The sequence below is a fragment of the Rhodococcus sp. NKCM2511 genome, assembly GCF_014905595.1.
Classification (GTDB): domain Bacteria; phylum Actinomycetota; class Actinomycetes; order Mycobacteriales; family Mycobacteriaceae; genus Rhodococcoides; species Rhodococcoides fascians.
Window position 1 is genome coordinate 307703 of sequence record NZ_BNHJ02000003.1, and the last position, 22008, is coordinate 329710.

Below are 22008 nucleotides of genomic sequence, written 5' to 3' on the forward strand. Positions count from 1 at the left end.
CTCCTCGCTCGGGCGGTATTCGGAACTTTCCGATGCCGCCCGAGCGTTGATCAGCTCAGGCAATACCTCTTCCAACACCAAGGCGGGTTAACTCGTGGCACAGGACGTGCTGACCGACCTCAACAAGGTCCGCAACATCGGCATCATGGCCCACATCGATGCCGGCAAGACCACCACTACCGAACGCATCCTCTTCTACACCGGTATCTCCTACAAGATCGGTGAAGTTCACGATGGCGCAGCCACCATGGACTGGATGGAGCAGGAGCAGGAGCGTGGCATCACGATCACCTCTGCTGCCACGACGTGCTTCTGGAACGACAACCAGATCAACATCATCGACACCCCCGGTCACGTCGACTTCACCGTCGAGGTGGAGCGTTCGCTCCGCGTCCTCGACGGCGCTGTCGCAGTGTTCGACGGCAAAGAAGGTGTCGAGCCGCAGTCCGAGCAGGTGTGGCGTCAGGCCGACAAGTACGACGTGCCGCGTATCTGCTTCGTCAACAAGATGGACAAGCTCGGCGCGGACTTCTACTACACCGTGCAGACCATCATCGATCGTCTCGGTGCCAAGCCGCTGGTCATCCAGCTGCCCATCGGTGCAGAGAACGAGTTCGAGGGCGTCATCGACCTCGTGCAGATGAAGGCTCTCGTGTGGAGTGGCGAGACCAAGCTCGGCGAGAAGTACGAGATCCAGGAGATCCCGGAAAACCTCAAGGAGCGCGCAGACGAGTACCGCACGCAGCTGCTCGAGACCGTGGCCGAGTCCGACGAAGCGCTTCTGGAGAAGCACTTCGGCGGCGAAGAGCTCACGATCGACGAGATCAAGGGCGCCATCCGCAAGATGACGGTCAACAGCGAGCTGTACCCGATCCTGTGTGGATCCGCGTTCAAGAACAAGGGCGTTCAGCCCATGCTCGACGCGGTCATCGACTACCTCCCGTCTCCCCTCGACGTTGCCGAGACCATCGGACACGCCGTCGGCGACGAGGAGAAGGAGATCACTCGCAAGCCGTCCGCAGACGAGCCGTTCGCGGCTCTCGCGTTCAAGATCGCGACGCACCCCTTCTTCGGCAAGCTGACCTACGTCCGGGTGTACTCGGGCAAGGTCGACTCCGGCGCTCAGGTCATCAACTCGACCAAGGGCAAGAAGGAGCGTCTGGGCAAGCTGTTCCAGATGCACTCCAACAAGGAGAACGCGATCGCGACCGCGTCTGCCGGTCACATCTACGCCGTCATCGGCCTCAAGGACACCACGACGGGTGACACGCTCTGCGATCCGCAGAACCAGATCATCCTCGAGTCCATGAGCTTCCCGGACCCGGTCATCCAGGTCTCGATCGAGCCCAAGACCAAGTCCGACCAGGAGAAGCTGGGAACAGCGATCCAGAAGCTCGCCGAAGAGGACCCCACGTTCTCGGTGAAGCTGGACGAGGACACCGGCCAGACCGTCATCGGCGGCATGGGTGAGCTCCACCTCGACATCCTCGTCGACCGTATGCGTCGCGAGTTCAAGGTCGAGGCCAACGTCGGCAAGCCGCAGGTTGCGTACCGCGAGACCATCCGCAAGACGGTCGAGAAGCACGACTACACGCACAAGAAGCAGACCGGTGGCTCCGGCCAGTTCGCGAAGGTCATCATCAAGCTCGAGCCTTTCGAGGGCGAAGACGGCGCGACGTACGAGTTCGAGAACAAGGTCAGCGGTGGTCGTGTGCCCAGGGAGTACATCCCCTCGGTCGACGCCGGTGCACAGGACGCCATGCAGTACGGTGTTCTCGCCGGATACCCCCTGGTCAACGTCAAGGTCACACTGCTCGACGGTGCGTACCACGACGTCGACTCGTCGGAAATGGCCTTCAAGGTCGCCGGCTCACAAGCGTTCAAGGAAGCCGCCCGTAAGGCCAGCCCCGTCATCCTCGAACCCGTCATGGCCGTCGAGGTCATCACGCCCGAGGATTACATGGGTGAGGTCATCGGCGACCTGAACTCCCGCCGTGGTCAGATCCAGGCCATGGAGGAACGCAGCGGTGCCCGTATCGTCAAGGCACTGGTTCCGCTGTCGGAGATGTTCGGCTACATCGGAGACCTTCGGTCGAAGACGCAGGGCCGCGCTAACTACTCCATGGTCTTCGATTCGTACGCAGAAGTTCCCGCGAACGTAGCGAAGGAAATCATCGCGAAGGTCAACGGAGAGTAATTCTCTTCGTTTGCTGGACCACGCTCGACCTGTAATAAGTAACAACACATACGCGTGCTTGCCCCGCAGGGGCGCGCACAGATCAGTCCAGGAGGACACACAGTGGCGAAGGCGAAGTTCGATCGGACGAAGCCGCACGTCAACATCGGCACCATCGGTCACGTTGACCACGGTAAGACGACGCTGACGGCTGCAATCACCAAGGTTCTGCACGACAAGTTCCCGGACCTGAACGAGGCCTCGGCTTTCGATCAGATCGACAAGGCTCCGGAGGAGAAGGCTCGTGGTATCACGATCAACATCTCCCACGTCGAGTACCAGACCGACAAGCGCCACTACGCGCACGTCGATGCACCGGGTCACGCCGACTACATCAAGAACATGATCACCGGCGCGGCACAGATGGACGGCGCAATCCTGGTCGTGGCAGCTACCGATGGCCCGATGCCGCAGACCCGCGAGCACGTGCTCCTGGCCCGCCAGGTCGGCGTGCCGTACATCCTGGTCGCACTGAACAAGGCCGACATGGTCGACGACGACGAGATCATCGAGCTCGTCGAGATGGAGGTCCGCGAGCTCCTCGCTTCGCAGGAGTTCGACGAGGACGCACCGGTCATCAAGGTCTCCGCACTCAAGGCACTCGAGGGTGACGAGAAGTGGGGCGAGTCGGTTCTGGAGCTCATGCAGGCCGTCGACGACTCGGTTCCGGACCCCGTCCGTGAGACCGACAAGCCGTTCCTCATGCCCGTCGAGGACGTCTTCACCATCACCGGTCGTGGCACCGTGGTCACCGGACGTATCGAGCGCGGCTCGGTCAACGTCAACGAAGAGGTCGAGATCGTCGGCATCCGCCCCGGCTCGACCAAGACCACCGTCACCGGCATCGAAATGTTCCGCAAGCTGCTCGACTCGGGTCAGGCAGGCGACAACGTCGGCCTCCTCGTTCGTGGCATCAAGCGCGAAGACGTCGAGCGTGGACAGGTCATCATCAAGCCCGGCACCACGACTCCCCACACGGAGTTCGAGGGCAACGCCTACATCCTGTCCAAGGACGAGGGCGGCCGCCACACGCCGTTCTTCAACAACTACCGCCCGCAGTTCTACTTCCGTACCACGGACGTTACGGGCGTTGTGACCCTCCCCGAGGGCACCGAGATGGTCATGCCCGGTGACAACACCGAGATGTCCGTCACGCTGATCCAGCCGGTCGCCATGGACGTCGGCCTGCGTTTCGCAATCCGTGAGGGCGGTCGTACCGTCGGAGCCGGTCGCGTCACGAAGATCATCAAGTGATCTAGCTTCACCCAGCTCTACGAAAGCGGCACCCACCTTCTGGTGGGTGCCGCTTTTGCGTGTGCACGCGACCTCCTCAATGTGCGGCCTCCCTTGTGTGGCCCTCCCGTTGGACGGCCCTCCCGTTGGGATCAATGTGGGTTTCAGTCGCTCAGACTGCAACAAAGTCGCATTGATCCGGCGGGTAGAGGGGAGTACACGACCGAAAAATGGGACGCATCGGACGCGGCTGTCCCGTAACGTCGCTGCGGTGCTACTGACCGTGACTGCAAATGCCACAACCGATTTCCCGGACGCCTCCGATATCGGGTATTTGTTGCACAAGCACCCCGATCGCGTACAGACCCGCAATCTGCCCATGGGTCAGACCACGGTGTTGTATCCCGAGGTCTCGGCAGAGCGGACAACCCTTGCAGTACTGCTCGACGCCACAGACGGCAAGAGTCCGGCTGCATCAGGGCTTGCTGTGGCGTTGTCTCGCCTGTTCAAGCAGACGCTGGCAGGCGTCTGTACCACAAGACCCGAATTGGTCTCTGCAGCAATCGATTTGATCGTCACGATGCCGGCCGCGCCGTCGCGCGGTGCGACTGATCTTGCGCCTCGACTGTTCGGTCCCCTCGGATGGAATGTCGAGGCCACCCCGATCCCACTGGATTCGACGCAGCCGAACTGGGGCGACTCCGAATACGTGGATCTGGTACTCACCGGCACCTTTGCTCTGTCGGCTGCGCTGCGGCACCTGTACGTACTGCTGCCAGTGCTCGACGACACCAAGCACTATTGGGTCGGTGAGGACGAGGCGGACAAACTCGTTCGGGCAGCAGGGGATTGGCTCGGTGATCACCCGGAGTCGTCGTTGATCGCCTCCCGGTATCTGGCGCACCGTCGGGAGCTCGTCGAGTCCGCACTGGATCGTCTGGTCCCGGATGCCCCCGGAGAGGTTGTCATCCCACGGGATCCGACGTTGGCCGAGCAACGACTACATGCGGTGCTGGCTGCACTCGATGCTGCCGGTGCGAAGTCGGTCATCGACATGGGGTGCGGCGAGGGTCGCCTGTTGCGTGAGTTGCTTGCGCACAACACAATCGAGCGGATACTCGGTGCCGACGTGAGTGATCGTGCGCTGGCGAAGGCGCAGCGCAGGCTCCGGCTCGACGAGATGTCGGATCGGCAGCGTGGACGCATCGAACTGCTCCAGTCGTCGGCGACCTATCGAGACGTGCGGTTGCAGGGATTCGACGCGATGGTGCTCATGGAGGTCATCGAGCACATCGACCTCGAACGCCTTCCGGCGTTGGTGCGCTCGGTCTTTCGAGAGGCCCGTCCGAGGACGGTGCTCGTCACCACGCCGAACTCGGAATACAACGTGCTGTACCCGGGCCTCGACGCCGGGGCCTTTCGGCACGTCGATCACCGATTCGAGTTCACCCGTGCCCAATTCGAGCAGTGGGCAACGTCGGTGGCGGACGCACACGCCTACACCGTTCGCTTCGACCGCATCGGACCCGTCGACGACGTGCTCGGCAGCCCTACCCAGATCGCGTTTTTCACCAGAGAGGAGCAGTCCCAGTGAGTACCTACGAGATTCCGGACCTGTCCCTCGTCGTCCTCGTCGGCATCAGTGGATCGGGGAAGTCCTCCTTCGCTGCAGACCGGTTCGGCCCGTACGAAACCGTGTCGAGTGATGCCTGTCGAGGGATGGTCAGCAACGACCCCAACCTGCAGAGCGCAACGAAGGACGCGTTCGCGCTCCTGGAATTTCTCGTCGCAACCAGGCTGCGGGCCGGTCTGTTCACCGTAGTCGACGCCACCAACGTGCAACCGGCGGCTCGCAAGGCCCTGATCGCCTTGGCTCGTGAGCACGATGTCCTTCCGGTTGCCGTGGTGCTCGACGTGCCGGAACCGGTCTGCGCACAGCGCAACGCGGACCGCAGCGACAGGACGTTCGGCCGAGACGTGCTGCGCCGCCAGCAGTCCCAGTTGCAGCGCTCGATGCGAGGGCTGTCCAAAGAAGGCTTTCGCTCGGTCCATGTACTCGACGGCGTCGACGCGGTGGCGTCGGCGACGTTCGTTCGTACCCCGCTGCGTAGCGACCGCCGGGAGCTTTCCGGGCCTTTCGATGTGATCGGCGACATTCACGGATGTCTGTCGGAGCTCGAAAGCCTGCTCACGACTTTGGGTTACACGCTCGAGCGCGACGCAGACGGTAGGGCAGTCGGTGCAACGCCGCCGGAGGGTCGAACGGCGGTGTTCGTCGGGGACTACGTCGACCGTGGGCCGGATTCGGTCGGTGTGCTGCGGCTCGTGATGGGGATGGTGGCAAACGGCGCAGCACTGGCAGTTCCGGGCAATCACGAGAACAAGCTCGTCAAGGCGCTGCGCGGGCGGAAGGTCACTGCCTCACACGGTTTGGCCGAGACACTCGAGCAGCTCGACGGCGAGACCGACGAGTTCCGCCGCGAGGTGCTCGAATTCTGTGATGGTCTCGTCGCACACCTGGTGCTCGACGGCGGAAGACTCGTCGTTGCGCACGCGGGGTTGATCGAGAAGTACCACAACCGCGCGTCGGGCCGAGTGCGCAGCTTCGCCCTGTACGGCGACACCACCGGCGAGACCGACGAATTCGGGCTGCCGGTGCGGTATCCATGGGCTCAGGACTATCGCGGGTCGGCGACTGTGCTGTACGGACACACTCCGGTGCCGGAGGTGCAGTGGGAGAACAACACTGCGTGTCTGGACACGGGGTGTGTCTTCGGCGGCAAGTTGACGGCGCTGCGGTATCCGGAGCGGGAGGTCGTCTCGGTGCCGGCAGAGCAGGTCTGGTACGAGCCGACCCGGCCGCTGGGCGGGTTCGTTCGGGGGTCGTCGTCGCTGGATCTGTCGGACGTCATCGGACCGACCGGAGTGGAGACTGCGCTGCGTGGGCGTGTGTCGGTTCGTCCGGAGAATGCCGCGGGCGCATTGGAAGTGATGAGCCGGTTCGCCTTGGCTCCGCAGTGGCTGCACTACCTTCCGCCGACCATGGCACCGAGTCGTACCTCGGAGCGAGAGGGTTATCTCGAGTACCCGACGGAGGCATTCGACGCGTATCGGGCGCTCGGTGCGTCGACGGTGATCTGCGAGGAGAAGCACATGGGCTCGCGGGTGGTCGTCGTGGTGTGCCGCGATGCCGACACCGCTCGGGCGAAGTTCGACGCTCCCGACGGTGTCCTCGGCACCGCGTACACGCGGACCGGTCGGCCGGTGTTCGACGAGACCGTGACCGGGGTGCTGATCGCTGGGGTGGCAGCCGCTCTGGAGGGGGCCGGTGTGTGGGACGAATTGTCCTCGCACTGGCTGGTTCTCGACTGCGAACTGATGCCGTGGTCTGCCAAGGCGGAGGGCCTGATCAAGTCCGAGTATGCGGCACCTGCTGCCGTGTCCCGGGCGAATCTCGAGGCCGAGGAGTCGGTGCTCGCTCGGGCGGCCTCGCGCGGCCTGGCCGTGTCCGAACTGCAGGAACGGAACGTGAGTCGGCAGCGCAACCTCGCCGAGTTCACTGCTGCGTATCGGCGGTACAGCTGGCCGACGGATGGACTGGCAGGCGTCAGCCTCGCCCCGTTCCAGCTGTTGGCCTCCGACGCCGGAACGTATGCGGACCGCCCGCACGAATGGCACCTTGCACTGGCCGATCGACTGGTGGCCACTGCGCCGAAGCTGTTCACGACGACCCGTCGAATCGAGGTCGATCTGGCATCGTCGGATTCGGTTGCGGCAGGGGAGAGATGGTGGGAGGAGTTGACGGCACAGGGCGGTGAGGGCATGGTCGTCAAACCGGCGGCCAACATGCCGCGCGGAAAGATGCAGCCCGGCATGAAGGTTCGGGGCCGGGAGTACCTGCGACTGATCTACGGTGCGGACTACACCGACCCGAATCGTCTCACTGCACTGCGTAACCGAAACGTGGGACACAAGCAGTCGATGGCGCTGCGCGAATACGCGCTCGGCATGGAGGCGTTGGACCGATCGGTGCGTGGTGAACCGCTTTTTTCCATCCACCAGGCCGTGTTCGCGGTACTCGCACTGGAATCGGAGCCGGTGGACCCGCGGTTGTAGGTGCCTGCGGCAGTGGTGTGGCTATGCGCCATCTGGGGCACATAACCACACCACTGCGGCGAAGCCGCACTCAGGCCCGCGGCGATGAAAACGGAGTGATTCCGGCACCGATGGGTGCGGCAATTGCCGCGGTCACCGCTATCGATGCCCAGAAGGTGGTCGAGTCCAGCATCACGCCTCCGGCAAGTCCGCAGACCGCGACGACGATGCCGCATCCGATCAGCAGTGCTGATCCAACAGCGGCGTGGAGCAGGCCGGTTCGATCGGGGGCACGACGGGCGTTGAGCCAGATCGTCGTCCCGGTCGTCGCGAACACCAGGGGGACGTAGAAGTAGAGGGAACTGTCACCGAGTTTCGAGGCGAACGCGGCAATCACCAGTACTGCTCCGAATGCCACCGGGACAGAGAGGGGCATTCCGCCGGACCATCGCTCGAATCTGCTACGCGTCGATGCCGTCATGGATCCACCGTAACGTGACGTCAGGTCCGTTTGTCGATGTGCAGTTGGACGCGTGTCGCCACGTCCGCGCCGCCCAGCGACCGCGCCACGAACGCGGCGCGGGACTCGGCTTCGGCGGTGAAGCCGACGACGTCGAAATCGGCTGCAGCATAGACCGATACGGTGATGGTGGGCATACCTCGGTCGTCGATGGCAGTTCCTCTGGCCCGTCTGACGCCAGGGAACTGCGCCAACTCCGCGGCCACGCCCGACGCGATCGCACTCAGGTCCACATGCGCCGAGAAGTGTGGCTCCTCGATAACGCTCGCCGTTCCGGTCGTGCGTGGTGAGAAGTTGCCGATCAACAACACCAGCGCCGCGACGACGGCCACCGCGACGACGATTGCCAGAGTCGGTACCCACCAACCCTGCTGCGGCAGTTCGGCAATACGAGCACGCTCGAAGCGAGAGAGCGTCTCCCGTGCCCACGGAACGTCGTAGTGCCACGCAAGTGCGAAGCCGCCACCGGCGAGGAGAGTGGCTCCCGCGATGACGGCAACGAGTCGATCCACTCCGGCGACAAAGGTTTTCACTACGACACCCGTGTCGGTTGCGACACCGAGTGCTGCACCGTCAGACGCCGCCCACCCTCGGCGACGGACAGTAACGGACCGAGGGCAGCGCGCACGGCAGCGTCGGCACTGTCCGGAGAAACAGCTCGATCTCGCTGCACCCGGACCTCGATCTTCCTGCGTGTGACGACGGTATGCGCGTCCACGACTCCGCGAGTGGACTGCGCTGCAGCACTGCACAATCGAGCGATGTCGGTCGGTGTGGCCCAGACGGTGGGTGTCGGGCCGCCCAATCCCGAATGAGTTCTCGTCCGAGGTTTGACGCCCGCAAAGACGAAGAGTGCACCGACGACGATCGATCCGACGGCGGGCGCGATCATCCACCCCTGCCAGTGCAGTTGCGAAACCCAGTGCACGGCATCGGCAATCCATGGACTGCCGACGATGTGTCCCTGAGCGATGAAGAATTCGCGGCCGGCTACGAACGCCACGGCGAGGAGGGCGAACCCGAACACCAGCGCCACCGGCATGGCCGCAGGACCGGCCGTGGGTGGTCGAGGTGAAACCACCGCAGCAGCAACATCATCAGCAGAACCGCGCGCCGTACGGTCCAGCGCGGTATCCGACACCAGCACGTTCACCCGATGCACGTGCACACCGGTCATCGTCGCCAGTGCGGCCTCGACGGTGCGGTGAACCGACTCGGTCACGTCGGTGATCTGCGAGGGCCAGCGCACTCCGATGTAGAGGTTGACCGAGACGGTGTCTTCTCCGAGGGTGACGTCGGCTCGGGGAAGTTCGCGGCCGGTCAAACGCGACATGCCGCCGGTGGTGCGGGTGACCCGAGGGTCCTTCGATGCCGCCGCGATGGCCGTTCTCGACAGCGCACGGTGTTTGATCTCCAGACTTCCGCGCGACTCGTCGTGGGCACTGTGGTGTTGCACTCCACAACTGTAGTGACGCGGTGCACCTCGGCCGGATCGGCGGCGCAATTCTTCCTGGCATACTGCGGTTGTGTCGGAAATCGTTCGGGTGACCACGTCGGATATTGCCTCGGCCGAGGCGTTGCTGGAGCCGGTCATGCGCCGGACGCCGGTGGTCGCGTCACGGATTCTGTCCGACCTGACCGGTCACGAGGTGCGCCTCAAATGCGAGAACCTGCAGCGCACCGGATCGTTCAAGCCGCGCGGGGCGTACAACCGCATCGCCCGGCTCGACGCCGACCAGCGCGCCCGAGGCGTGGTGGCGGCCAGCGCAGGCAACCACGCTCAAGGTGTCGCGTGGGCCGCGTCGGAGGTGGGGATCACCTCGACGGTGTTCATGCCGGTCGGAGTGTCGCTGCCCAAACTCGTCGCCACCAAGGCGTACGGCGCGACGGTTCATCTGGTGGGCAATACCGTCGACGAGGCTCTGACGTCGGCACGGGAATTCGCCGACCGTACCGGTGCCACGCTCATCCACCCGTTCGACCACCTCGATATCGTCGCCGGGCAGGCGACGCTCGGAACCGAACTGCTGCAGCAGATGCCGGACGTCGGCACCATCGTGATCCCCACCGGCGGCGGGGGACTGTTGGCGGGGGTCGCTGCTGCGGTGAAGCTGACGAAACCGGACGTCAGAGTAATCGGCGTGCAGGCCGAGGGCGCGGCCGCGTGGCCGGCGTCGTTGGAGGCGGGCCACCCGATCGCGCTGACGTCGATGTCGACGATGGCCGACGGCATCGCTGTCGGTCTCCCCGGGTCGGTGCCGTTCGATCATGTGCAGGGCTGGGTCGACGACGTCGTCACCGTCAGTGAGGACGCGCTGTCCCGCGCCTTGGTGCTGTGCATCGAGCGAGCGAAGCTCATCGTCGAACCGGCGGGTGCCGCTGCGGTGGCAGCGCTGATGACGCACTCGGCCGAGGAATTGGGTCTGACGGGGTCGGTGTGCGCGGTGATGTCGGGCGGAAACATCGATCCGCTGCTGCTCACTCATGTCATCACCCACGGGCTTCGGGCCGGTGGACGTTATCTGGCCGTGCGGGTGACGATTTCGGACAAGCCCGGCGGACTCACCGGCGTCCTGGGCGTCGTGCGCGACGCCGGTGCGAGTGTCGTCGACGTCGTGCATTCCCGCACCGGGGGACGTCTGGGTCTCGAGGAAGTCGACGTCATGTTGACCGTCGAGACACGTGGACCCGATCACCGCGGCACGGTTCTCGACGCCCTGGGCGCAGCGGGATATGCGGTGCAGGTCGAGAGCTGACGGCCGGGTTCACACAGGTCGCACTGGTACCTTGATCAGCGACCTGGACCAGGACATCGGTGGGAGAAGTTTGCATGGCACGGCTCGTCGCGATCGTTTCCGCACTGGTGGGAATCCTGCTGACGATCTCGATACCGCTGTTGCCGATCGAACAACAACAGTCGTCGTTGACCTGGCCGCAGGGCGGAACCGTCGGCAATGTCGAGGCTCCGCTCGTCGGCTACACCCCGATCAGCGTCGAAGCGACCGTCCCGTGTGCGGCCGCGGCCGATCTCTCCGACGGCGGCCTGTTGCTGTCCACCTCGCCCAAGGGATCGCCCGACGCCTATCGCTATGGTCTTGTCGCCGAGGTGACCGGCGGCGAGGCGTCGCAACTGAAGGTGACGTTGCGCGATTCGGTCCTGCTCGAGAAGCCGGTCGCGGAACTGAGCCCATCGACTGCGGGCGACTGCTCGCTGACGATCACCTCGAACGGCACCGCGACAACGGTCGGACTGACCGGTGACGACACCGTCTCCCGCGAGGGCGACGTGCGGCCCCAGCTGGTCGGAGTGTTCAGCGATCTGCAGGGCAACGTTCGCGGTCTGCAGCTGCAGGCCGAGCTGGACAGTAGGTTCTCGTCCACGCCGAGTGCGCTCAAGTGGTTCGCGATGATTTTCGGAGTGCTCGCCACGGGAATCTCGCTGGTGGCCCTGCACCGCCTCGATCTGTCCGACGGCCGTCGCGCCCGCCGGTTCCTGCCGCGTCGCTGGTGGAGCTTCGGGCCGGCCGACGCGGTGGTGATCGGGACTCTGCTGGTGTGGCACGTCATCGGCGCGAACACCTCCGACGACGGCTATCAACTGGGCATGGCACGCACGGCCGATCACGCCGGGTACATGGCCAACTACTTCCGTTACTTCGGGGTGCCCGAAACACCGTTCGGCACACCGTTGTACGACATGTTCACCCTCCTCTCTCACGTCTCGACGGCCAGTGTGTGGATGCGGATCCCGACGCTGATCTGCGGCGTCGTCGTCTGGCTCGTCCTCAGTCGTGAGGTGATCCCGCGGTTCGGTGCCGCTGCCCGCGCGTCGAAAACTGCGTTGTGGACCGGCGGGCTGGTGATGCTGGCGTTCTGGTTGCCGTACAACAACGGTCTGCGCCCGGAGCCGTTCGTTGCTCTGGGCGTGTTGCTGACGTGGTGTTCGGTGGAGCGGTCCATCGCGACACGGCGACTGCTGCCTGCGGCAGCGGCGATTCTGATCGCCGCGTTGACGGTCACGTGCGCACCGTCGGGCTTCATCTGTTTCGCGCCACTGATTGCCGGTGCCCGGCCGGTGATTCAGATCGTCGTCGGCCGCGCCCGCGCGTTCGGCACCACTACACTCGGCGCGGCAACACTGCTCGCCCCGCTGGTGGCGTCGGGCACGGTGGTACTGGTCTTCGCGTTCGGGAATCAGACCGTGGCCGGCATGCTCGAGATGCAGCGGGTGCACACTGCGGCCGGGCCGAGCCAGGCGTGGTTCGAGGAGTACCTGCGCTACCAGTGGCTGATGAACATGGACATCGACGGCTCGCTGGCGCGCCGCTTCGGGGTGTTCGTCATGGTCGTCTCGCTGATCGCGGTGGTGATCGCGATGCTGCGCAAGGGCGGCAAGATTCCCGGCACCGCCACCGGGCCCGCTCGACGCATCGTCGGCATCACCGTCGGGGCCATGGCATTGATGATGATCACCCCCACCAAGTGGACGCATCACTTCGGCGTGTTCGCTGGGCTCGCGGCCTCGGTTGCGGTGCTCGCGGCCGTGGCAACCGGCGCAGCGGTGCTCCGTTCGCGGCGCAACCGTTTGCTGTTCGCGGCGGCCGTATCGTTCCTGACGGCGGTCGCCTTCACCGGAACCAACGGCTACTGGTACGTCTCGGCGTGGGGAGTTCCGTTCTGGGACAAGCCGATTCTCGTGGCCGGTCTCGGCATCTCGACGATGTTCCTCGGCCTGACGGTACTGCTGTTGCTCGCCGCCGTGTGGTTCCATCTGCGTGCGCCGTACGTCCGCGCCGACAAGCCGATGGCGCGATGGTGGTCGGTGCCGCCGATCGCCGTGGCCGCAGGTCTGATGGTGCTGCTGGCCGTGGCATCGATGGCCAAGGGCGCGGTGGCTCAGTGGCCGTCGTACTCGGTCGCGAAATCGAACCTGTCGGCGCTGGCCGGCAACACGTGTGGACTCGCGAACGACGTGCTGCTCGAGACGAACCCCAATGCCGATGTGCTGCAACCGGTCAGCGGCGACGCCTTCGCTGCTCTCGGGGCCGAGAACGACGGTTTCACCCCGGACGGGGTTGCGCGGGACCTCACCGCAGACAAGGAATCCTCGGCGTCGGGCACCTCGAACACCGTCGACACCGAGGATCAGCAACAGCCGACGTCGACCACCGGAGCCGGAACCGGGGGCAGTGCACTGCCGTACGGCCTCGACCCTGCGACCGTGCCGGTACTGGGGTCGTTCGGATCGGACACTCCCGCCACCCTGACCACCGGTTGGTACGCGCTGCCCGCCGATCCCGGTCAGCTCGTCTCCATCGCCGCGGCCGGACGCATCCGCTCGGTGAACTCCGACGGCATCGTCACCTACGGCCAGAACCTCGAACTCGAGTACGGAGTGGACGGCCGGGCGCAGGGGCGGGTGACGCCCATCGACATCGGCCCGACGCCGTCGTGGCGCAACCTGCGGGTGCCGATGGACCTGATTCCCGCCGGCAGCAACATGATTCGTTTGGTACTGAGTGACACCGACCGCGACCCCGACCAGTGGCTTGCGGTCACCCCGCCGCGGGTGCCGCGAACGCAGACGTTGAACGAGGTTGTCGGGCGCGAGAATCCGGTGCTGTTGGACTGGGAGGTGGGCTTCAACTTTCCGTGTCAGCATCCGTTCGATCACCGACTCGGGGTTGCCGAAGTTCCGCAGTACCGGGTGTTGCCGGACCGCAGCGGTGCCGTCATCACCAACGCATGGCAGGACCATTTCGGCGGCGGCCCGCTCGGATGGATCGATGTCGTTGCCTCGGCCCGCACCATCCCGTCGTACCTGGACGGGGACTGGGATCGCGACTGGGGATCGATCGAGCAGTACACACCGTACGACCGATCGGCTGAGCCGGCGAAGATCACAGCCACCGAGATCCAGCGTTCCGGCCTGTGGACGCCCGGTCCCATCAAAACCGGTTAATCTCTACGCGTTCGGAAGTCCTTATACCGACAGTGGAAGAAACGGGGAGAGGGCCATGGCGAACGCTATAGAAGTAGAGAACCTGGTACTTCGGTACGGGAAGAACGTCGCGCTCGACGGGATCGATTTCACGGTTCCCGAGGGCACGGTGCTCGGTGTGCTCGGCCCCAACGGTGCGGGCAAGACGACGGCGGTGCGGATCCTGGCCACTCTGCTGCAGGCAACGTCCGGTTCGGCGCGGGTGTTCGGGCTCGATGTAGCGAAGCAAGCCAACGAGGTTCGGGGGACGATCGGCCTGACGGGCCAGTTCGCAGCCGTGGACGAGTATCTGACCGGGTACGAGAACCTGGAGATGGTCGGCAGACTGTTCGGGCTGCGCAAGGCCGAAGCGAGGAAACGCGCCGACGAGCTGCTGAGCAGATTCGACCTCGAATATGCACGCGACCGCACCGCCAAGCAGTACTCCGGAGGCATGCGTCGCCGACTCGACATCGCGGCCAGTCTGATCGGCAGGCCACGGGTGGTGTTCCTCGACGAACCCACCACCGGTCTCGACCCGCGCAGCCGAATCACGATGTGGGAGTTCATCGCAGATCTCGTCCGTGACGGAACGACGATCCTGTTGACGACGCAGTACCTCGAGGAGGCGGACCGGCTCGCCGATTCGATCATCGTGCTCAACAAGGGCAAGATCATCGCGCGCGGCACCGCCGACGAGCTGAAGGCCCAAACGGGCGGCGAGCGAATCGAATTCGTACTCACGGACCGATCTCAGGCCGATCGCGCCAAAGAGATCCTGACCCCGATCGGCGTCGAGCCGCCCACCCTGGACGAACAGGTGGGACGGATCGTCATGCCGGTCAACGGTGGATCGAAGGATCTGTCCACGGCGTTGAGTCGTCTGGAAGCTGCGGGAATCGGGGTGGTCGACGTCGGTCTGCGACGGCCGAACCTCGACGATGTGTTCCTGTCTCTGACCGGTCAGACCACCGGCGAGCCCGAGGCTGCGGAGGAAGAGAAATGAGCAACGTTCTCCTGGATTCGGCGATCATCACCAAGCGAAACCTGATCAAGCTCAAGCGAGTTCCCGATCTGCTGTTCTTCGCAACGCTGTCACCGATCATGTTCGTGCTGTTGTTCGCCTATGTCTTCGGCAGTGCCATCGACGTACCCGGCATCGACTACAAGAGCTTCCTGATGGGTGGCATCTTCGTTCAGACGATGATCTTCGGTGCGTCCATCACCGGATCCTCACTGGCCGAGGATCTGCAGAAGGGCGTCATGGATCGCTTCCGGTCCCTGCCGATGGCGCGATCTGCCGTCGTCATCGGGCGGACGGCCGCCGACGTCGGCAACAACGTCGTCACCATCACGATCATGTCCATCACCGGACTCATCGTGGGCTGGCGCATCACGTCGTCGTTCTTCGACGCTCTGCTCGGTTACGTGCTGTTGCTGTTGTTCGCGTACTCGATTTCGTGGGTGATGGCTCTGGTGGGACTGATCGTGCGCTCCCCGGAGATCTTCAACAACGCGTCGTTCATCGTGATCTTCCCGCTCACGTTCATCGCGAACACCTTCGTGCCGATCGACAACTTCCCGAGCGTGCTCAAGACCATCGCGGAATGGAACCCCATTTCGTCGGTGACCCTGGCGGTGCGTGAGCAGTTCGGCAACACCAATCCGATGGCCCCACCGCCCGAGGTGTGGCCGTTGCAGAACCCGGTCCTGTACACGTTGATCTGGGTCGTGGTGATGCTCGTGGTGTTCGTGCCGCTGTCGGTCCGCAAGTACCAGAAGACGATGACTGCCTGAGATCGTCCGAAACGACAACACCCCCGGCCGCTGGGCGACCGGGGGTGTTGTTCGAGAAAAGGCTCGAATCAGGTGTGGTACGGCTCTGCGCTGACCAGCGTGACCTTCATGGTCTTGCCGTTGGGCAGGGTGTACTCGCGGGTGTCGCCGACCTTCGCGTCGATGAGCGATCCACCCAGCGGGGACGCGGGGGAGTACACCTCGAGCTTGCTGTCGCGGGCACCCTCTTCGCGAGTGGCGATCAGGAAGGTCTCGGTGTCGGACTCGTCGCCGTCGTAGTAGACCTTGACGACGGATCCGGGCAGAGCCACGCCCGACTGGGTGGGCGCCTCGCCGACCTTCGCGTTGTTGAGCAGTTCCTGCAGCTGACGAATGCGTGCTTCTTGCTGGCCCTGCTCCTCGCGCGCAGCGTGGTAGCCGCCGTTCTCCTTCAGATCGCCCTCTTCGCGACGCTCGTTGATCTCGGCGGCGATGACGGGGCGATTGGAAATGAGCTGGTCGAGTTCGCTCTTGAGCCTGTCGTGTGATTCCTGGGTAAGCCAGGTCACCTGGGTCTCGGTCATCTCGATCACTCCCTCGTAGTCGGAATCTCGAGTTCGATTCCGGTTTCTAGGCGGTAGGGCACGCAACGAAGAGGGGACTCCAATGGATGGATCCCCTTGGTCGGCCCGCATCCTGGAGCCGTCGACATCGTTGACGCAGGTAACCCTGCCCGCAATGCAGCAATACACGGCACCTGTGCGGCAGCCGTGTACGACCCGAGCTTACCACGAACAGGCTCTTCGCCTATCGGGCTCGTAAATACTCGGGAACATCGAGGCTGCAGCCGTACACGTCTCCGACGGCGGGTGGGGACGACGTCGTCACGTCGGTGGTGAGCTCCACCGTGGTCGAGGAGGACTCCGGTGGGATGTACACCTCGCGCCGTCCGGTCTCGGAACCGTCGCGAGAACGAGCGCGGACGATGCACACCGCCGGCTGCTCCGGGTTCTCCCGGGTGACGCTGAATCGGATCGACATCGTGCTCTCGTCGACGATGTCGAACGAAAGCTGGCTGCCTTCGACGGGCTTGACCGAGAATTTCGTGTACGCGTAGTAGGCCACGCCGAGCCCGACCAGCAGGACCAGTGCCACCAGTGCGATCTTCGTCGCACGTTTCGGAGCTCGCCGAATGCCGCTCGGACCGGAACCCGACGGGTATCTACCTGCGGGAAGTGCGTTGGTCATGTCAGCTCTCGGAGTGAAATCGGGGGTGCCGCTGGGGGCATGTCGGCGTCAGGTGGAACTATAGGGCAGGCAAGAACAAGGCGAATCCGAGGTGAGGAAGAACGTGTCCGGACTGCGGCTCATGGCAGTGCATGCCCATCCCGACGACGAGTCCAGCAAAGGTGCTGCGACCACGGCCCGCTATGCGGCCGAAGGGCACGACGTTCTGGTCGTCACGCTCACCGGCGGCGAGCGAGGGGACATCCTCAATCCGGCGATGGACATTCCGGGCGTCCACCAACGGATCAGGGAGGTTCGACGCGAGGAGATGGCCGAGGCGGCGCGCATCCTCGGGGTACAGCAGACGTGGCTCGGATTCGAGGACTCGGGACTTCCCGAGGGCGATCCGCTGCCGCCGCTGCCCGAGGGCTGTTTCGCGCTGGTGCCGTTGGAGGTGTCCACCGAGGCGTTGGTGAAGGTGGTGCGAGACTTCAAGCCCCACGTCATCACCACCTACGACGAACGAGGCGGCTACCCGCATCCCGATCACATACGCTGCCACGAGGTCTCGATGGCCGCGTGGGAAGCCGCGGGCGATCCCGAGCGTTTCCCCGATGCGGGTGAGCCGTGGACTCCGCTCAAGCTCTACTACTCGCACGGTTTCCTGCGTAAGCGCATGCAGCTCTTCCACGACTGGTTCATCGACCGCGGCGAGGAGAGCCCGTTCGTCGACTGGCTGAAGCGGTGGGACGGTCAGCGCGACGAGATCATGGAGCGCATCACCACGCAGGTCGACGTGGGCAACTGGTTCGAGCAGCGCGACGACGCACTGCGAGCCCATGCGACGCAGATCGATCCCAACGGAGCGTTCTTCGCGGTGCCGGTGGACGTCCAACGCAAGTTGTGGCCCACCGAGGAGTTCGAGCTCGCCCGCACCCGCGTGACCACGTCACTGCCCGAGACCGACCTGTTCGCGGGAATAGAAGAGACCGAACAATGATCGTGTCGATCCTCGCCCAGCAGCCCACGGGGCCCGAGTTCGGCAAGTCGTCGCCGATCGGTCTGGTGATCCTCGTGGCGTTGCTGGTCGGAACGGCGCTGCTGATCTGGTCCATGAACAAGAAGATCAAGCGTCTGCCCGCGACCTTCGAGAAAGAAGATCCCACGCTGGATCAGGCGCTCGACGAGGGCACCGATCGTGGGGGCATCACGCCGAGCCCACAACCGGACACCAGCCGTCCGAAACCCGCTGTTCCCGACGAACCCTGATGCTCGACGCGAACACGCTGGGCGAATCCACCAGTCCGTATCTGCGTCAGCACGCCGACAATCCGGTGCACTGGCAACAGTGGGGACCGCAGGCACTGCAGTCCGCGCGTGATCGCGACGTCCCGATCCTGTTGTCCATCGGGTACTCGGCGTGCCACTGGTGTCATGTCATGGCACACGAATCGTTCGAGGACGAGGCCACCGCGGCCCTGATGAACGAGCACTTCGTGTGCATCAAGGTCGATCGGGAAGAACGCCCCGACCTCGATGCGGTGTACATGAACGCCACTGTCGCGATGACCGGTCAAGGCGGTTGGCCGATGACCTGTTTCCTCACACCCGAGACCGAACCTTTCTACTGCGGGACGTACTACCCACCGGCCCCGCGCCAGGGGATGCCCTCCTTCGAACAATTACTGACCGCAATCGCCGATACCTGGTCCACCCGGCGACAGGAGGTGTTCGACGCGTCCGCGGCCATCGTCACCGAACTGCGCAAACAGAGTTCCGGAATTCTGGCCGGCGGACGATCGCTGGACGCCGATTTTCTGGCCGCGTCCGTCGCGGCGGTCTGCGCCGACGAGGACACCACCTACGGCGGCTTCGGCCGGGCACCGAAATTTCCACCGGGTGCACTGCTGGAGGGTCTGCTCCGGCACTACGAGCGCACCGGCAACGGTGAGGTACTCGACGTGGTTCGACGTACCGCGGCGGCAATGGCGCGCGGCGGCATGTACGACCAACTCGCCGGCGGCTTCGCACGGTATTCGGTCGACGCCGAATGGATCGTTCCGCACTTCGAGAAAATGCTCTACGACAATGCGCTGCTGCTGCGGTTCTACGCGCACGCCGCCCGGGTCGACGATGATCCGCTGGTGCGTCGGGTGGCGTCGGATACCGCACGCTTCATGCTCGGTGAATTGCGCACGGCCAACGGCTGTTTCGCGTCGGCGCTCGATGCCGACACCGAAGGAGTCGAGGGTCTGACCTACGTGTGGACCCCCGAGCAGCTGGTCGACACCCTCGGTTTCGAGGACGGTGTGTGGGCGGCAGGCCTGTTCGCGGTGAACTCCGCCGGCACGTTCGAGGCCGGTATGTCTGTGCTGCAACTGCCCGCCGAGCCCGAGGACTACGACCGGTTCGCCCGCATACGGAACGCGTTGTCGGCGGCTCGAGCGTCGCGGCCGCAACCCGGTCGAGACGACAAGGTGGTCACCGCGTGGAACGCACTGGCCATCACCGCGTTGGCCGAGGCCGGAACCGGCGCGAACGAACCGACCTGGGTCGACGCCGCCGTCGAATGCGGCGAGCAACTGTTCGCCACTCACGTCGAATCGGGACGTGTCCGGCGGGCGTCCCTCGGTAGCGCAGTGGGTGAGGCCACCGGAGTGCTCGAGGACTACGCCTGCCTCGCCGTGGCCGCTGCCACGCTGTTCCAGGCCACCGGCGACGCGGTCTGGACCCGGCGGATGACGACGATCCTCGACGCCGCGATCGAGCACTTCGCCGATCCCGACGACGCCGGCAGCTGGTTCGACACGGCCGACGATGCCGAGACCCTGGTGACCCGGCCGCGGGATCCGATCGACGGCGCGACTCCGTCGGGAGCGTCGACGATGGCCGAGGCGCTGCTCACCGCCGCCGCACTCGTCGATCACGAATCGTCCGCACGGTACGCCGAACTGGCCGCTGCCTCGCTCGCGCGAGCAGCGGCCATCCTCGAACGCGCCCCGAGGTCGGGTGGTCACTGGCTGGCCGTGGCCGAGGCAGCAGTGCGCGGCCCGATTCAGATCGCCGTATCGCTCGCACCGGGCGGTGAGTTGCTCGCCGCCGCGCGGTCGCTGGCGCCCGGAGGTTCCGTGGTGGTCGGAGGCTCCGCAGACTCGTCTGCGCTGCTGACGGGCCGACCGCCCGTCGACGGGCAGGAAACGGCGTACGTGTGTCGCGGATTCGTCTGCGACCGGCCTGTGACGTCGGTCGAGGATCTGGCGGTCGCACTGCGGAAGTGACGTCGCCGACGCGGTGTTCCGCCTTCCGACGGGTCGTCAGAACAGGACGAGCCACACTGCCACGAGGTGGCAAATTGCCGCCAACACCGTTGCTGCGTGGAAGAATTCGTGATGGCCGAATGTCGTGGGCCACGGATTCGGCCACTTGGTGGCGTAGAGGACCGCCCCGACGCTGTAGAAGATGCCGCCGACCAACAGCAGCAGGAACGGTGCGAAGCCGACGTGCTCGATCAGGGTGGGAGCGACCGGCACGATCGCCCAGCCGAGAACGAGATACAGCGGTACCCCGACCCAGCGGGGAGCGGTGGGCCACAGCATCTTCAGAGCCACCCCGCAGATCGCTCCGATCCACACGACGATCAACAGAGTTCGTCTCGTCGCGGCCGGCAGACCCAGTACGGCGAACGGGGTGTAGCTACCGGCGATGAACAGGAAGATCATGGAGTGGTCGGCGCGTTTCATCCAGATCTGCGACGCGGTGGTCTTCCAGTGCACGCGGTGATAGGTGGCGCTGACGCCGAACACCCCGCACACGGTGATCGAATAGATGCCCGTCGCGAGGCCTGCGCTGACCGACACCAGGCTGAACGCCATCGTGACGAGGGTGATCGCGCACACTACCGCGACGCCGAAGGCGTACAGGTGAATCCAGCCACGCATGCGTGGCTTGACGGGTATCTCGTCCAGTCCGAACATCGTCATGACAGATGACCTCCCGTTCCGCCGTAGTGAACCTACGCAACCGTAGGTTCGGACGCTACTGTACCGGCCGCCCGCTCGAAGACGTCGGCGTAAGGTGATCCTCCGTGGTGATGAGAGCAGCGGTGACGAAGTAGTGGTGATCATTCCGCAGAAGGTGCGCGGCGTTCTCTACAACGTGTACGAGCGGCGTTTGTTGAGTCAGCTCGAGGGTGTGCAGCACCCGCGGCACGTCGCGGTGATGTGTGACGGCAACCGGCGGTGGGCACGGGAGAACGGGTTCACCGACGTCGCGCACGGCCACCGCATGGGGGCGCTCAAGATCGCCGAGATGCTCGGCTGGTGCGACGCTGCCGGAATCGAGATGGCCACCATCTATCTGCTCTCGACCGAAAACCTCCGACGGGATGCCGACGAACTCGATTCGCTGCTCGACATCATCACCGACGTCGTCGAGGAGATCTGCGGACCCGAGATGAATTGGGGTGTCAAACTCGTCGGCACTCTCGATCTGCTGCCTGCATCGACCTCGCGACGGCTCAAGGAGGCGGCTGCGCGCACCGAGGGCCGAACCGGAACGCACGTCAACGTCGCCGTCGGATACGGCGGCCGTCAGGAGATCGCCGACGCCGTGCAGTCGCTGGTCACCGAGAAAATCGCCGAGGGCATCACCGGGGACGAGTTGGTGGCCTCCATCAACGTCGACGGTATCGACAGTCACCTGTACACCTCGGGTCAACCCGATCCCGATCTCGTCATCCGCACCTCGGGAGAGCAACGGTTGTCCGGTTTCCTGCTGTGGCAGAGCGCATATTCGGAGATCTGGTTCACCGAGGCCTATTGGCCGGAATTTCGCCGCGTCGACTTCTTGCGCGCACTCCGCGACTTCGCCGCACGGCACCGCCGGTTCGGTATCTGACGTGCGCGGCTGGACCGTCTGGTCATTCCGCAGGCTCCACTCCAG

Annotated in this window: 18 protein-coding genes; 12 read left to right on the forward strand and 6 right to left on the reverse strand. The window is 64.6% G+C overall.

Annotated features, from left to right (window positions below):
* Positions 1 to 94: 94 nt before the first annotated feature.
* The 4 genes from fusA to JLZ96_RS20955 all read left to right on the forward strand — a co-directional run bounded on the left by fusA (position 95) and on the right by JLZ96_RS20955 (position 7585).
* Positions 95 to 2197: an elongation factor G gene (fusA, locus tag JLZ96_RS20940; RefSeq protein ID WP_027498159.1), complete on the forward strand. Its 2103-nt coding sequence runs from the start codon at positions 95 to 97 to the stop codon at positions 2195 to 2197.
* Between the two features lie 102 nt (positions 2198 to 2299).
* Entirely contained in the window at positions 2300 to 3490 is a 1191-nt protein-coding gene (tuf, locus tag JLZ96_RS20945) for an elongation factor Tu (protein ID WP_032365471.1), read from the forward strand.
* A 262-nt stretch (positions 3491 to 3752) separates the two neighbouring features.
* Entirely contained in the window at positions 3753 to 5063 is a 1311-nt protein-coding gene (locus JLZ96_RS20950) for a 3' terminal RNA ribose 2'-O-methyltransferase Hen1 (protein ID WP_236254193.1), read from the forward strand.
* A complete protein-coding gene (locus JLZ96_RS20955) occupies positions 5060 to 7585 on the forward strand; it encodes a polynucleotide kinase-phosphatase (RefSeq protein WP_201011163.1) in 2526 nt (841 codons plus the stop codon). Before JLZ96_RS20950 ends, JLZ96_RS20955 begins: the two co-directional genes overlap by 4 nt.
* A 70-nt stretch (positions 7586 to 7655) precedes the next feature.
* On the opposite strand, the gene JLZ96_RS20960 is transcribed toward JLZ96_RS20955, so the two are convergent.
* Genes JLZ96_RS20960 through JLZ96_RS20970 form a run of 3 tightly spaced genes read right to left on the reverse strand, consistent with a single transcriptional unit; the run spans position 7656 to position 9540 of the window.
* Entirely contained in the window at positions 7656 to 8045 is a 390-nt protein-coding gene (locus tag JLZ96_RS20960) for a hypothetical protein (protein ID WP_201011164.1), read from the reverse strand.
* Positions 8046 to 8065: 20 nt separating this feature from the next.
* Entirely contained in the window at positions 8066 to 8617 is a 552-nt protein-coding gene (locus tag JLZ96_RS20965) for a hypothetical protein (protein WP_032369687.1), read from the reverse strand.
* Positions 8617 to 9540: a DUF6286 domain-containing Asp23/Gls24 family envelope stress response protein gene (locus JLZ96_RS20970; RefSeq protein WP_201011165.1), complete on the reverse strand. Its 924-nt coding sequence runs from the start codon at positions 9538 to 9540 to the stop codon at positions 8617 to 8619. Before JLZ96_RS20970 ends, JLZ96_RS20965 begins: the two co-directional genes overlap by 1 nt.
* A gap of 136 nt (positions 9541 to 9676) precedes the next feature.
* Between JLZ96_RS20970 and ilvA the strand changes: the two genes are divergently transcribed.
* From ilvA to JLZ96_RS20990, 4 genes are all read left to right on the forward strand, one after another.
* Positions 9677 to 10840, forward strand: a complete 1164-nt coding sequence (gene ilvA, locus JLZ96_RS20975; RefSeq protein ID WP_236254201.1) for a threonine ammonia-lyase — start codon at positions 9677 to 9679, stop codon at positions 10838 to 10840.
* A 74-nt stretch (positions 10841 to 10914) separates the two neighbouring features.
* Entirely contained in the window at positions 10915 to 14046 is a 3132-nt protein-coding gene (locus tag JLZ96_RS20980; protein ID WP_201011166.1) for an arabinosyltransferase domain-containing protein, read from the forward strand.
* A gap of 55 nt (positions 14047 to 14101) precedes the next feature.
* Positions 14102 to 15070, forward strand: coding sequence for a daunorubicin resistance protein DrrA family ABC transporter ATP-binding protein (locus tag JLZ96_RS20985; RefSeq protein WP_027498152.1), 969 nt, complete (start codon positions 14102 to 14104; stop codon positions 15068 to 15070).
* On the forward strand, positions 15067 to 15861 hold the full coding sequence (locus tag JLZ96_RS20990) for an ABC transporter permease (RefSeq protein ID WP_027498151.1): 795 nt from the start codon (positions 15067 to 15069) through the stop codon (positions 15859 to 15861). The genes JLZ96_RS20985 and JLZ96_RS20990 overlap by 4 nt, the downstream gene beginning before the upstream one ends.
* A gap of 68 nt (positions 15862 to 15929) precedes the next feature.
* Here JLZ96_RS20990 and greA read toward each other — a convergent pair whose 3' ends face one another.
* Together greA and JLZ96_RS21000 are read right to left on the reverse strand one after the other, a co-directional pair.
* Positions 15930 to 16424 carry a transcription elongation factor GreA gene (gene greA, locus JLZ96_RS20995; RefSeq protein WP_027498150.1) on the reverse strand — a complete coding sequence of 165 codons (495 nt, stop codon included), beginning with the start codon at positions 16422 to 16424 and terminating at the stop codon, positions 15930 to 15932.
* A 223-nt stretch (positions 16425 to 16647) separates the two neighbouring features.
* A complete protein-coding gene (locus JLZ96_RS21000; protein ID WP_027498149.1) occupies positions 16648 to 17088 on the reverse strand; it encodes a DUF4307 domain-containing protein in 441 nt (146 codons plus the stop codon).
* Positions 17089 to 17191: 103 nt separating this feature from the next.
* Between JLZ96_RS21000 and mca the strand changes: the two genes are divergently transcribed.
* From mca to JLZ96_RS21015, 3 genes are read left to right on the forward strand one after another with little or no spacing between them, the layout of a single operon-like run.
* A complete protein-coding gene (gene mca / locus JLZ96_RS21005; RefSeq protein ID WP_176458524.1) occupies positions 17192 to 18067 on the forward strand; it encodes a mycothiol conjugate amidase Mca in 876 nt (291 codons plus the stop codon).
* On the forward strand, positions 18064 to 18336 hold the full coding sequence (locus tag JLZ96_RS21010) for a hypothetical protein (RefSeq protein WP_032381331.1): 273 nt from the start codon (positions 18064 to 18066) through the stop codon (positions 18334 to 18336). The genes mca and JLZ96_RS21010 overlap by 4 nt, the downstream gene beginning before the upstream one ends.
* Positions 18336 to 20345, forward strand: coding sequence for a thioredoxin domain-containing protein (locus tag JLZ96_RS21015; RefSeq protein WP_201011167.1), 2010 nt, complete (start codon positions 18336 to 18338; stop codon positions 20343 to 20345). Before JLZ96_RS21010 ends, JLZ96_RS21015 begins: the two co-directional genes overlap by 1 nt.
* A 36-nt stretch (positions 20346 to 20381) precedes the next feature.
* Here the strand turns inward: JLZ96_RS21015 and JLZ96_RS21020 are convergent, their stop codons facing one another.
* On the reverse strand, positions 20382 to 21047 hold the full coding sequence (locus JLZ96_RS21020; RefSeq protein ID WP_201011168.1) for a hemolysin III family protein: 666 nt from the start codon (positions 21045 to 21047) through the stop codon (positions 20382 to 20384).
* A 133-nt stretch (positions 21048 to 21180) separates the two neighbouring features.
* Here JLZ96_RS21020 and JLZ96_RS21025 point away from each other — a divergent pair, with 133 nt between their 5' ends.
* On the forward strand, positions 21181 to 21963 hold the full coding sequence (locus tag JLZ96_RS21025; RefSeq protein ID WP_027498144.1) for an isoprenyl transferase: 783 nt from the start codon (positions 21181 to 21183) through the stop codon (positions 21961 to 21963).
* Positions 21964 to 22008: the final 45 nt, after the last annotated feature.

Excerpts from the sequence above, each read along its gene's own strand:
- JLZ96_RS20960 (WP_201011164.1), bottom strand. The coding sequence starts at position 8,045 with ATGACGGCATCGACGCGTAGCAGATTCGAGCGATGGTCCGGCGGAATG.
- ilvA (WP_236254201.1), top strand. The coding sequence starts at position 9,677 with ATGCGCCGGACGCCGGTGGTCGCGTCACGGATTCTGTCCGACCTGACC.
- JLZ96_RS20980 (WP_201011166.1), top strand. The coding sequence starts at position 10,915 with ATGGCACGGCTCGTCGCGATCGTTTCCGCACTGGTGGGAATCCTGCTG.
- JLZ96_RS20985 (WP_027498152.1), top strand. The coding sequence starts at position 14,102 with ATGGCGAACGCTATAGAAGTAGAGAACCTGGTACTTCGGTACGGGAAG.
- JLZ96_RS20990 (WP_027498151.1), top strand. The coding sequence starts at position 15,067 with ATGAGCAACGTTCTCCTGGATTCGGCGATCATCACCAAGCGAAACCTG.
- greA (WP_027498150.1), bottom strand. The coding sequence starts at position 16,424 with ATGACCGAGACCCAGGTGACCTGGCTTACCCAGGAATCACACGACAGG.
- JLZ96_RS21000 (WP_027498149.1), bottom strand. The coding sequence starts at position 17,088 with ATGACCAACGCACTTCCCGCAGGTAGATACCCGTCGGGTTCCGGTCCG.
- JLZ96_RS21010 (WP_032381331.1), top strand. The coding sequence starts at position 18,064 with ATGATCGTGTCGATCCTCGCCCAGCAGCCCACGGGGCCCGAGTTCGGC.
- JLZ96_RS21015 (WP_201011167.1), top strand. The coding sequence starts at position 18,336 with ATGCTCGACGCGAACACGCTGGGCGAATCCACCAGTCCGTATCTGCGT.
- JLZ96_RS21020 (WP_201011168.1), bottom strand. The coding sequence starts at position 21,047 with ATGACGATGTTCGGACTGGACGAGATACCCGTCAAGCCACGCATGCGT.